Source organism: Amycolatopsis sp. NPDC031561 (assembly GCF_055580625.1).
This window is the reverse complement of the sequence record NZ_JBVILA010000006.1, coordinates 92,003-105,283: the sequence shown is the minus strand read 5'-3', so window position 1 is coordinate 105,283 and position 13,281 is coordinate 92,003. Positions and strand designations below refer to the sequence as shown.

The following is a 13,281-nucleotide window of genomic DNA, read 5'->3' as shown; positions in this document are numbered from 1 at the left end:
TATCGCAGAAGATCTCCGGAATGCCGAGGGTGTTGTGAACGAGACTGACCGAACGAACGGCACGGGATGCGCGGCCGACGGCGCGGAGCCGGTGGCCGTCGTCGGCATGAGCTGCCGGTACCCCGGCGGCGTCCACTCGCCCGAAGACCTCTGGGAGCTGCTGGCCGAAGGCGGGAACGTGCTGTCGGCGTTCCCTGAAGACCGGGCGTGGCGGCCGGACCTGCACGACCAAGATCCGGAAGCCGCCGGGAAGACTTACCTCGCCCGCGGCGGTTTCCTCGACGACGCGACCGGTTTCGACGCGCGGTTCTTCGGCATTCCGCCGCGCGAGGCGCTGGCGATGGAACCGCAGCAGCGGTTGCTGCTGGAAGCTTCGTGGGAGGCCCTCGAACGGGCTGCCATCGTCCCGGAGTCGCTCCGGGGCACCAGCGCCGGGGTTTTCGTCGGCGCGGAGCCCCGGGAGTACGGCCCGCGGCTGGAGGACGCGCCCTCGCCGGTGAAGGGCTACCTGCTGACCGGCACCACGACCAGCGTGCTGTCCGGCCGGGTCTCGTATCTGCTCGGGCTGCACGGGCCGTCCCTCACCGTGGACACCTCCGCGTCCAGTTCGCTGGTCGCGATTCACCTTGCCGCACAAGCATTGCGCGCCGGCGACTGCTCGCTGGCGCTGGCAGGCGGCGTCTCCGTGATGTCGACGCCCGGCAACTTCGTCGCGTTCAGCGGCCTGCGGGCGCTGTCGCCGGAGGGGGACTGCCTGCCGTTCTCCGCCGCCGCTGACGGCACCGTGTGGTCGGAGGGGGTCGGCCTGCTCGTGTTGCGGCGGTTGTCCGACGCCATCCGCGACGGACAGCCGGTGCTGGCCGTGCTGAGCGGTTCCGCGGTCAACTCCGACGGCGCGAGCGACGGCCTGACCGCCCCGAACGGCGAGGCGCAGCAGGCGGTGATCCGCCAGGCTCTGGCCAATGCCCGGCTCGACGCGTCCGAAGTGGACGCAGTGGAGGCGCACGGCACCGGGACCACTCTCGGTGACCCGATCGAGGCGGAAGCCCTCTTCGCCACCTACGGCCGGGAGCGGGACGAGCCGTTGTGGCTGGGCTCGGTCAAGTCGAACCTCGGGCACACCCAGGCCGCGGCCGGGGTGGCCGGGGTGATCAAGATGGTGCTCGCGCTGCGCAACGGCGTGCTGCCCGCGACCCGGCACGGCGAGGAGCCGACCCCGCGCGTCGACTGGTCGCGCGGCACGGTCCGGCTGCTGAGCGAACCGGTGCGGTGGCCGGCGGGCGACCGTCCACGCCGGGCCGGGGTGTCCGGATTCGGGCTCAGCGGCACCAACGCGCACGTCATCGTGGAAGAACCCCCCGGCACTACGGGGCAGGTGCCGGTGCCGGAAGCGGTCCCGGCCTGGGTGCTGTCCGCTCGCTCGGCCGAGGGGCTGCGGGCGCAGGCGGCCCGGCTGCGAGACTGGGTGTCGGCGCGGCCCGGGCTCGAACCGGCTGAGCTGGCCTGGTCGCTGGCCACCACCCGGACCCCGTTCGAGCATCGCGCGGTGGTGACCGGGGACCTGCGGACCGGGTTGGCCGGTCTCGCCGACGGGGTGCCCGGGGCCGAGGTCGTCTCCGGGGTCGCGCGCGGTTCCGGGCGGCCGGTGTTCGTCTTTCCCGGCCAGGGTTCGCAGTGGCGGGGCATGGGGCTTGCGCTGGCGCGGACGAATCCGGTGTTCGCGGCCCGGCTGGCGGAGTGCGCGGCAGCATTGGAGTCCTTTGTGGACTGGAAGCTGCCCGAGGTGCTCGAAGGCGAGCTGGAGTCGGCGGACGTCGTGCAGCCCGCGTTGTGGGCGGTGATGGTTTCCCTTGCCGCGGCGTGGGAAGCCGCGGGTGTCGTGCCCGCTGCGGTGGTGGGCCACTCCCAGGGCGAGATCGCGGCGGCCACGGTCGCGGGGATGGTGTCCCTCGAGGACGGTGCGCGGATCGTTTCTCTGCGGTCGAAATCGCTGACCGCGCTCGCGGGTCTGGGCGGCATGTTGTCGGTCAACGCGACCGTGGCCGAAGTGGAAGAGCGGCTCGCCCGGTGGGGTGAGCGGTTGTCGCTGGCCACGGTCAACGGGCCGTCCGCGGTGGTGGTCTCGGGTGAACCGGCGGCGCTGGCGGAGTTGAAGGCGGAGCTGGACGCCGAGGACATCCGGGCGCGGATGGTTTCGGTGGACTACGCGTCGCACTCCGCGCAGGTGGAGCGGCTGGAAGAGGAGATCCGTGCGGTGCTGGCGGGGATCGAGCCGCGTCGTGGCCGGGTGCCGATGGTGTCGGCGATGACCGGCGAAACTCTGACCGGCGAGGAACTGGACGCCGGGTACTGGTACGAAAGCCTGCGGGCGCCGGTGCGTTTCCACCGTGCCGTGCGGGTTCTCGGCGACCGGGTGTTCATCGAGGTGTCCCCGCATCCGGTGCTGACCGCCGCGATCGCCGACACCTTGGAGGACGCCGGTGCGGTGTGCGGCACGCTGCGCCGCGACGAGGGCGACAGCGCCCGGCTGCTCGCCTCTCTCGCCGAGGCGTACACGCACGGCGTGCCGGTGGACTGGACGGCCGTGCTGCCCGCGGCGAACCGCGTCGACCTGCCCACCTACGCCTTCCAGCACGAACGTTTCTGGCTCGACGCCGGAGCTCCCCGCCGGCTCGACGGCGTCGCCGCGAGCCTGCCGGAACCCGTGGCCGCCCCGGTCTCCGGGTGGGCGCGGACGCTGGCCGGGAAGTCGGCCGCGGAGCAGGTCACGCGGGTGCTCGACCTGGTCCGGGCGCAGGCCGCCGCCGTCCTCGGGCACGCGTCGCCGGAGTCGGTGGATTCCGCGCTGACCTTCAAGGAGATCGGCTTCGACTCGGTCACCGGGGTCGACCTGCGCGGTCGGCTGTGCACGGCGCTGGGGCGCAAGCTGCCCAGCACGCTCACCTTCGACCATCCGACCCCGCTCGCACTGGCCGAGTTCCTGCGAACCGAACTTCTCGGGCTCGCCGACGCCGCGCGGACACCGGAGCGCACCGGCGCGGCCGCGGACGAGCCGATCGCGATCGTCGCGATGAGCTGCCGCCTGCCCGGCGACATCAGCGACCCCGAGCAACTGTGGCGGCTCCTGGCCGCGGGCGGCGACGCCGTCGGGCCGCTGCCCTCCGATCGGGGCTGGGACGGCCTCGGCGACATCGCCACGCTCGGCGGCGGATTCCTTGCCGCGGCGGGAGAATTCGATGCCGCGTTCTTCGGCGTCAGCCCGCGCGAGGCGCTGGCGATGGACCCGCAACAGCGGATGCTGCTGGAACTGTCCTGGGAGGCGTTCGAACGCGCGGGCCTCGATCCGAAACGGCTGCGCGGTTCGACGACCGGTGTGTTCGTCGGCGGCGCGGCCTCCGGGTACGGCGGCAACGCGCCCGAAGAGCTTCAGGGGCATCTTCAATCCGGGATCGCGCCCAGCATTCTCTCCGGCCGGGTCTCCTACACCCTCGGCCTGGAAGGCCCCGCGCTCACCGTCGACACGGCGTGCTCCTCGTCGTTGGTCGCCCTGCATCTGGCGGCGCAGTCGTTGCGTGCCGGGGAGTGCTCGCTGGCGCTGACCGGCGGCGTGACGGTGCACGCGACGCCATCGTGGCTGGAGTGGTTCACCCGTCAGCAGGGCCTGGCGCCGGACGGCCGCTGCAAGGCCTACGCGGAGCAGGCCGACGGCATGGGCATGGCCGAGGGCGGCGGTCTGCTGCTCTTGGAGCGGCTTTCGGACGCGCGGCGCAACGGGCATCGGGTGTTGGCGGTGGTGGCCGGCAGCGCGGTGAATCAGGACGGTGCGTCGAACGGGTTGACGGCGCCGAACGGTCCTTCGCAGCAGCGGGTGATCCGCGCCGCGCTCGCCGACGCGGGCATCGAGGCCGCTGACGTCGACGCCGTGGAGGGTCACGGCACGGGGACCCGGCTGGGCGATCCGATCGAGGCGCAGGCGTTGCTGGCGACCTACGGTCAGGACCGGGACCGTCCACTGTGGCTGGGGTCGGTGAAGTCGAACATCGGGCACGCGCAGTGGGCCGCCGGGGTGGCGGGCGTGATCAAGACCGTGCTCGCGCTGTGTCACGAGGAACTGCCCGCGACCCTGCACGCGGGCGAGCCATCGTCCCAAGTGGACTGGGAATCGGGCGCCGTGCGGTTGGCGACCGAGGCGGTGTCGTGGCCGGAGGTCGGTGACCGTCCTCGTCGGGCGGGGGTGTCGTCGTTCGGTATCTCGGGGACTAACGCGCATGTGATCGTGGAGCAGGCTCCGGAGGTCGCGGAGGCTCCGGTCGAGGCTGATGTCGTGTTGCCGGTGGTGCCGTGGGTGGTGTCGGCTCGTTCGCCGGAAGGGTTGGCTGCGCAGGCCGGGCGGTTGGCGGGGTTGGTTGATGAGCCGCTGGACGTGGGGTGGTCGTTGGCGGCCAAGGCGGCGTTGGAGCACCGTGCGGTCGTGTTGGGTGATCATGGCGAGGGGTTGGCTGCGTTGGCCGGGGGCCGCGAGTCCGCCCAGGTGGTGTCGGGGTTGGTGGGGTCGCTCGGCAGGGTCGGGTTTGTTTTCACTGGTCAGGGTGCGCAGCGCTTGAAGATGGGGTTGGGCCTGTACTCGGTGTTTCCGGTGTTCGCGGAAGCCTTTGACGCGGTGTGTGCCGGGTTGGAAGAGCATTTGGACGGTTCGCCCGCTGGGGTGATCCGGGGTGAGTACGGGGATATCAAGGACACGGTGTGGGCGCAGTCGGGGTTGTTCGCGGTCGAGGTCGCGTGGTTCCGGTTGTTGGAGTCGTGGGGTGTGCGGCCGAGTGTGGTCGCGGGCCATTCGATCGGCGAGTTGGCGGCCGCGTATGTGGCCGGCGTGTGGTCGCTTTCGGACGCGTGTGCGGTGGTGGCGGCGCGCGGCCGGTTGATGCAGGAGTTGCCGACCGGTGGGGCGATGGTCGCGGTGGAGGCGACTGAAGACGAGGTTCGGAAGGTGATCGCGGGCCGTCCGGGCGTGGGCGTGGCTGCGGTGAACGGGCCGACGGCGGTGGTGATTTCCGGGGTGGAGGACGAGGTTCTCGCGGCCGCGGCGGAACTGGAGGGGTGTCGGACGAAGCGGTTGTCGGTGTCGCATGCGTTCCATTCGCCGTTGATGGAGCCGATGCTGGCGCGGTTCGCCGAGGTGGTCGCAGGGGTGGAGTGCCGCAGTCCGGAGCTGCCGCTGGTGTCGGGGTTGACCGGGCGCGTCGTGGCCGATGAGGTGACCGACCCGGGCTACTGGGTGCGGCATGTGCGCGAGGCGGTGCGCTTCGCCGACGTGGCGGGAACCCTGCGGGACCAGGGAGTCCGGACCTTCGTCGAGGTGGGTCCCGACGGCGTCTTGTCGGGGATGGGGCCGTTGAGCCGCCCCGACGACGCGGACGAGGCGTGGATTCCGGTGGCGCGGCGCGGACGTGATGAGGTCCGTGCGCTGCTGACGGCGGTGTCCAAAGTGTACGCGCGCGGCCTGGATGTGGAGTGGCACAACGTTTTCGACGGCACGGGTGCTCGGCGGGTCGAGCTGCCGACCTATGCGTTCCAGCGTCAGCGGTACTGGCTGAAGGCGGTCGCGAGCGGTCGCGTCGACGATTTCGGCCTGCACAGTCCCCGGCATCCGTTGCTGGGCGCGGCGGTGGAGCTGCCCGCGACCGGCGGGGTGATGCTGACTGGTCGGCTTTCGCTCGGCGAACAGCCGTGGCTGGCCGACCATGTGGTGGCGGGTCGGGTGCTCGTGCCAGGCACCGCGCTGCTGGACATGGTCGTCCGCGCCGCCGACGAGGTGGGCTGCGACCACCTGGACGAGCTCCTGATGGAAACGCCGCTGGTACTCGAGGATTCGGTGCGGGTCCAGGTCACGGTGAGCGGACCGGGCCCGGACGGCAGCCGCGAAGCTGCCCTATACGCCCGTACCGGCGACGACTGGGTGCGCCATGCGGCGGGCACCGTGCGGCCGGGTGCCGCCGTCGAGGCCGTGCGGTTCGCGCAGTGGCCCCCGGCCGGGGCGGTGCCGGTCGATCTGGAGAACTTCTACCCGGCGCTGGCCGAAGCCGGACTCGGCTACGGGCCGGTGTTCCGGGGCGTCCGCGCGGTCTGGCGGCTCGGCGCGGACCTGTTCGCCGAGGTCGTGCTGCCCGAGGACACCGAGGTCGCCGGTTTCGCCGTGCACCCCGCGCTGTTCGACGCCGCCCTGCACGCGGTGGTCGGCGCCGACGGCGGGCGGCTGGAGGTCCCGTTCGCCTGGCGGGACGTCCGGGTCCACGCGACCGGTGCGACGACCGCCCGGGTCCGGATCAGCCCCCAGGCCACCGACGGAGTGTCGCTGGTCCTCGCCGATCCGGCGGGCGAACCGATCGCCACCGTGGGCGCGCTGGCCCTGCGTCCGCTGCCGTCCGGCCGGGAAACTCCTCGAGACGACCTGTTCCGCCTGGAATGGGCGCCGGTGCCGTCCGGCTCCCCGGACGCCGGTCGCTGGGCGGGGTGGGGGAGCAGCGAAGACGCCGATTTCCTGGTCCTGCGGGTGAATCCGGCCGCGGGCCCAGTGCCCGAACAAGCGCACGCCGCGGCGGCCGAGGTGCTGGCCGTGCTGCGGGAATGGCTCGCGGCGGGCACCGAAACCCGGCTGGTCGTGGTCACTGAACGCGCGGTGGACGCCGGTGACGGCCTGCCCCTCGACGTGGCCGCCGCGACGGTGTGGGGCCTGGTCTCGGCCGCGCAGGCCGAGCATCCCGGCAGCATCGTCCTGTGCGATGTGGACGACAGCGCTGACGAGCGGACGCTGAGGGCCGGAGTGGCCGCCGGGGAATCGCGGTTCGTGGTGCGTTCCGGCGAGGTGCGGGTCCCGCGGCTGGCCAAAACGACCGCGCCGCGTCCGGCTCCCCGGACCCGTCCGGGCACCGTGCTGGTGACCGGCGCGTCCGGTGCGCTGGGCGGACTGGTCGCCCGGCACTTGGCCGGGACCGGCGCTGCCGCGCGGCTGATTTTGTTGTCCCGCAGGGGAGCCGAGGCACCGGGAATGCCGGGGCTGGCGGCGGAACTGGAACGGTCCGGTGTCGAGGTGACCGTCGTCGCGTGCGACGTCGCCGACCGGACGCAGCTGGCCGCGGTGCTGGACGGCGTGCCGATCACCGGTGTGGTGCACACCGCCGGAGTGCTCGACGACGGGGTCGTCGAGTCGCTGACGGCCGAGCGGACGGCCGCCGTGCTGCGGCCGAAGGTCGACGGTGCGTGGCAGTTGCACGAGCTGACCGAGGGTGCTGAGCTGGACTTCTTCGTCCTGTTCTCGTCTGTCGCCGGGGTATGGGGCACCGCCGGACAGGCGAACTACGCGGCGGGCAACACCTTCCTCGACGCGCTCGCCGCCCATCGCCGCCGGCAGGGCCGCGCCGCGGTGTCGCTGGCCTGGGGCCCGTGGGACACCGGCATGGCCGGAGAACTGACCGGGACCGATCGCACCCGGCTGTCCCGCCAGGGCCTGCGGACCCTGTCCGCGGCGCAGGGCCTCGCCGTGTTGGACCTGGTGACCGGTCCGGTCGCCGCTCCCGCGCCGCTGCTGGTCGCGGCCCGGCTGGACCTGGCCGCGCTGCGGCGGGCAGGGGAGGTGCCGCCGGTGCTGTCCGGGCTGGTCGGCGCCTCGGCACCCGCCCGGCGCACCATCGAGCAGTCGTCCGCCGACGGGAACGCGCTGGCCGAGCGGCTCGCGTCGCTGGGCGAGGCCGAGCGCGCGGACCTCGTGCGGGATCTGGTGCTGGCGCAGGCCGGACAGGTGCTCGGCCTGACCGGAGACGCGACTGTCGACATCGGACGGTCCTTTCGCGACTCCGGGTTCGACTCGCTGACCGCCGTGGAACTCCGGACGCGCCTGGGCACGGCCACCGGCGTCCGGCTGCCCGCCACCGTGGTGTTCGACTATCCCACCCCGGCCGCACTGACCGCGTTCCTGCTGGGCGAACTGACCGGCCGGAGCGAGACCGCCCCCGCGCGCGTCGCACCGCGCGCGGCCACCGGAGAGGACCGCATCGCCATCGTGGGCATGGCCTGCCGGTTCCCCGGCGGCGTGTCCTCCCCGGCGGAGCTGTGGGAGCTGCTCGCCTCGCGCACCGACGCGGTCGGGGCCTTCCCGACCGACCGGGGCTGGCCCGCCGACCTGGTCGACTCCGATCCGGACGCGGTGCGGAAGAGCGTCGCCGCGGAGGGCGGCTTCCTTTACGGGGCCACCGGTTTCGACGCGGAGTTCTTCGGCATCAGCCCTCGCGAGGCGCTCGCGATGGATCCGCAGCAGCGGGTGTATCTGGAGACTTCGTGGGAGGCGTTGGAGGACGCCGGGATCGACCCGAACTCGTTGCGGGGCAGTGACACCGGTGTGTTCGCCGGGCTGTTTTACCACGACTATCTGTCGTGGCATCAGGTCCACGAAGACTCGGAAGGCTACCTGGGCACCGGCAGCATGGGTTCGGTCGCTTCCGGCCGCGTTTCCTACGCGCTGGGCTTGGAGGGTCCGGCGGTGACGGTGGATACCGCGTGTTCGTCTTCGCTGGTCGCGTTGCATTTGGCAGCGCAGTCGCTCAACACGGGGGAGTGCTCGCTGGCGCTGGCCGGTGGCGTGACGGTGATGTCCACGCCGGGCGCGTTCTTCGACTTCTCGCGGCAGCGTGGCCTGTCGCCGGATGGCCGGTGCAAGTCCTATGGGGACGGTGCCGATGGTGTGGGTTGGGGTGAGGGTTCTGGGGTTTTGGTGCTGGAGCGGCTTTCGGACGCGCGGCGCAACGGGCATCAAGTGCTGGCCGTGGTGGCCGGCAGCGCGGTGAACCAGGACGGTGCGTCGAACGGCTTGACCGCGCCGAACGGTCCGTCGCAGCAACGGGTGATCCGTGCGGCACTGGCCAGCGCGGGACTGGAGCCGGACGGCGTGGACGTCGTCGACGGGCACGGCACGGGAACCCGGCTGGGCGACCCGATCGAGGCGGAAGCCCTGCTGGCCACGTACGGACAGGACCGACCGGCCGACCGGCCGTTGCTGCTGGGGTCGGTGAAGTCGAACATCGGGCACACACAGGCCGCCGCGGGGGTGGCCGGGGTGATCAAGATGGTGTCGGCGATGCACCGCGGCGTGGTGCCCGCGACCCTGCACGCGGAACAGCCCTCCACCCGGGTGGAGTGGGAATCGGGTGCGGTGCGGTTGGTGACCGAGGCGACGTCGTGGCCGGAGGTCGGCGATCGGCCGCGTCGGGCGGGGGTGTCGTCGTTCGGGTTCTCCGGGACGAACGCGCACGTCATCGTGGAGCAGGTGCCGGAGGTTGCGGAGCTTCCCGTCGAGATCGACGTCGAGCTGCCGGTGGTGCCGTGGGTGGTGTCGGCTCGTTCGCCGGAAGGTCTGGCCGCGCAGGCGGCGCGGTTGGTCGGGCTGGTTGATGAGCCGCTGGACGTGGGGTGGTCGCTGGCTTCCCGGGCGGCGTTGGAGCACCGTGCGGTCGTGCTGGGCGATCACAGCCAGGGATTGGCCGCACTGGCCGAGGGCCGCGAGTCCGCCCAGGTGGTGTCGGGCGTGGTGGGGTCGCTCGGCAAGGTCGGGTTTGTTTTCACCGGTCAGGGTGCGCAGCGGCTGGGCATGGGTGCCGGGCTGCACGCGGTGTTCCCGGTGTTCGCGGAAGCCTTTGACGCGGTGTGTGCCGGGTTGGAAGAGCATTTGGACGGTTCACCCGCAGCGGTGATCCGGGGCGAGTACGGGGATATCAACGACACGGTGTGGGCGCAGTCCGCGCTGTTCGCGACCGAGGTCGCGTGGTTCCGGCTGCTGGAGTCGTGGGGGATGCGGCCGAACGTGGTCGCGGGCCATTCGATCGGCGAGCTGGCGGCCGCGTATGTGGCCGGCGTGTGGTCGCTTTCGGACGCCTGCGCGGTGGTAGCCGCGCGCGGCCGGTTGATGCAGGAGTTGCCGACCGGTGGGGCGATGGTCGCCGTCGAGACGGCCGAAGACGAGGTTCGGAAGGCGATCGGGGGCCGCGCCGGGGTGGGTATAGCCGCGGTGAACGGCCCGAAGGCGGTGGTGATTTCCGGCGTCGAGGACGAGGTGCTGGCGGCCGTGGAGGAACTGGCGGGCGCGGGGTGCCGGACGAAGCGGTTGTCGGTGTCGCACGCGTTCCACTCACCGTTGATGGAGCCGATGCTGGCGCGGTTCGCCGAAGTCGTGAACCGGGTCGAGTGCCATCGTCCCACGATCCCGTTGGTGTCGGGGTTGACCGGGCGCGTGGTCGGCGACGAGGTGACGGACCCGGGCTACTGGGTGCGGCATGTGCGCGAGGCCGTGGACTTCGTCGCCGTCGCGGGCACCCTGCGGGACCAGGGAGTCCGGACCTTCGTCGAGGTGGGCCCCGACGGCGTCCTGTCGGGAATGGGCCCGCTGAGCCGTCCCGACGGTCGTGACGAGGCGTGGATTCCGGTGGCACGACGCGGACGCGACGAGGTCCGTGCACTGCTCACCGCAGTGTCCAAAGTGTACGTTCGCGGCCTGGAATTCGACTGGCACAACGTTTTCGACGGCACGGGTGCCCGGAGGGTCGAGCTGCCCACCTACGCTTTCCAGCACCAGCGGTACTGGCTCAACGCGATCACCGGCGGCCACGCCGACGACCTCGGCATGGACAGCCCCGAGCACCCGCTCCTGGGCGCTGTTGCGGAACTGCCCGCCACCGGCGGGGTCATGCTCGCCGGTCGGCTCTCGCTCAGCGAACAGCCGTGGCTGGCCGACCACGCGGTTGCCGGGCAGGTCCTCGTGCCGGGCACCGCGCTGCTGGACATGGTCGTCCGCGCCGCCGACGAGGTGGGCTGCGACCACATCGACGAGCTGCTGATCGAGGCCCCGCTCAAGCTCGAAACCGGGGTCTCGGCCCGGATTCAGCTCACCGTCGACGGTCCGGACGACACCGGCCGCCGCGCGCTCAATGTCTACGCGAAGAGCGGCGACGGCGAATGGGTCCGGCACGCGGCGGGCGCGGTGTCCGCCGGAGCCGCCCCCGCTGACGGCTCAGACCTGGCGCAGTGGCCACCGGCCGACGCGGAGCCGATCGACCTGGACGGTTTCTATCCGGAGCTGGCCAAGACCGGGCTTGAATACGGGCCGGTGTTCCAGGGCGTCCGCGCGGTCTGGCGGCGCGGCGACGAGCTGTTCTCCGAAGTCGAACTGCCCGAAGGCGTTCCCGTCGCCGGGTTCGGCGTGCACCCCGCCCTGTTCGACGCGGCGTTGCACGCGGCCGGAGTGGACACCGAGGGACTGCGGCTGCCGTTCGCCTGGAACGACGTGGTGGTGCACGCGTCCGGCGCTTCGGCGGCCCGGGTGCGGATCTCGCCGGTGCCGGGCGGGATCGCGCTCGCGCTGGCCGACGCCTCCGGCGAGCCGGTGGCGTCGGTCGGGACCCTGGCGCTGCGCACGGCAAGCGTTGAAGAGCTGACCGCGAGTTCCGACGGCTCGACCTACGCGGTCGAGTGGACGTCGGTCCCGCCCGCCGACTCCTCGAACGCCGACCTCGAACTGCTGACGGTGCCGACGCTCGACGGCGAACTGCCGGAACAGGCCAACGCCGTCGCGCTCGACGTGCTGGCCCGGCTGCGGGCATGGCTCGCCACGGACACCGAAACCCGGCTCGCCGTGGTCACCGAACGCGCGGTCGACGTCGGCGACGGGCTCGCCCTGGACCTGGCGACCGCGCCGGTGTGGGGCCTCGTCCGCGTCGCGCAGTCGGAGAACCCCGGCCGGATCGTGCTGTCCGATGTGGACGATCTGGCCAGTCCCGCCGTCCTCGACTGGGTGCGTGCCGGGATCGCGGCGGGGGAGTCCGAGTTCACGGTGCGCGCCGGCGAGGTGCGGGTGCCGAGGCTGACCCGGGTTTCGCCGCCTGCCCCGGACGACACCCGAGCCGCGGGCACGGTGCTGATCACGGGCGCTTCCGGGGCCTTGGGCCGGCTGGTGGCCCTGCGGCTGGCCGAAACCGGTATCGCCAAGCGGTTGCTGCTGCTGTCCCGGCGCGGCGCCGACGCCCCCGGCCTCGCCGAGCTGGCCGCGGACCTGGAACAACGCGGCGTCGAAACCACGATGCTGGCGTGCGACGCCGCTGACCGCGAGCAGCTCGCCGGAGTGCTGGACGGCGTGTCGCTGACCGGCGTGGTGCATGCGGCCGGGGTCCTCGACGACGGGGTCATCGGCTCGCTGACCGACGAGCGGATGACCGCGGTGCTGCGCCCGAAGGTGGACGCGGCCTGGCATCTGCACGAGCTGACGCAGCCGATGAACCCGGACTTCTTCGTGGTGTTCTCCTCCGTCGCCGGGATCTGGGGCAACGCCGGACAGGCCGCCTACGCGGCGGGCAACACCTTCCTCGACGCGCTCGCCGCGCACCGCCGCCAGCGGGGCCTGCCCGCGGTGTCGATCGCGTGGGGTCCATGGGAATCCGGGATGGCCGGCGAGTTCACCGAAGCCGACTGGCGGCGGATGGCGCGCCAAGGGCTGGCTCCGCTGCCGGAACCGGAAGGGCTGCGCGTGCTCGACGCCGCGCTGGGCCAGTGCGGTCCGCTGCTGGTGGCGGCCCGGCTCGACCTGGCCGGGGTGCGCCGGTCCGGGGAGGTGCCGCCGCTGCTGTCGGCCCTGGTGCCCAGCGCCCGGCCCTCGGCGCCGACCCGCCGCGCGGTCGGCGAACGCGTCGTGGACGCCCGCAGCACGCTTCACGACCTGAGCGAACCGGAACGCCGGGACGCGCTGCGCGAGCTGGTCAGCACGCAGGCCGCGCTGGTGCTGGGCCTGGCCGGGACCGGCGGGCTCGACGCGGACCGCCCGTTCCGCGAAGTCGGCTTCGACTCACTGACCGCGATCGAGCTGCGCAACCGGTTGAACGAGGCCACCGGGGAACGCCTTTCGCCCACCGCGGTCTTCGACTACCCGACCTCGAGCGCACTGGCGGACTTCCTGCTGGAAGGGATGTTCGGCGCCGAGACCGGGGAGGCCGCGGAGCAGCCCGCGCTGTCGGCCTACTCGGGCCTCGACCGGCTCGAAGCCTCGCTCGCCGAACTGCGGGCCGACGACACCGCGCGGGCGAGGGTCGCCGCCCGGCTCACCGACCTGCTCGCCGCGCTGACCGAATCGGAGGGCGGCGCCGACGATTCGGTCGCCGACCAGCTCCAGTCCGCCAGCGACGACGACATGTTCGACTTCATCGACAAACAGCTCGGGATCTGAACTCCGCGCACGAAAGAGGAAGGACT

Annotated in this window: 1 protein-coding gene; it reads left to right on the top strand. The window is 72.4% G+C overall.

All coding sequences use genetic code 11. The features are described from left to right. The first annotated feature begins 34 nt into the window (after nt 1-34). A complete protein-coding gene (locus ACZ5IK_RS16200; RefSeq protein ID WP_465488381.1) occupies nt 35-13,255 on the top strand; it encodes an SDR family NAD(P)-dependent oxidoreductase in 13,221 nt (4,406 codons plus the stop codon). Nucleotides 13,256-13,281: the final 26 nt, after the last annotated feature.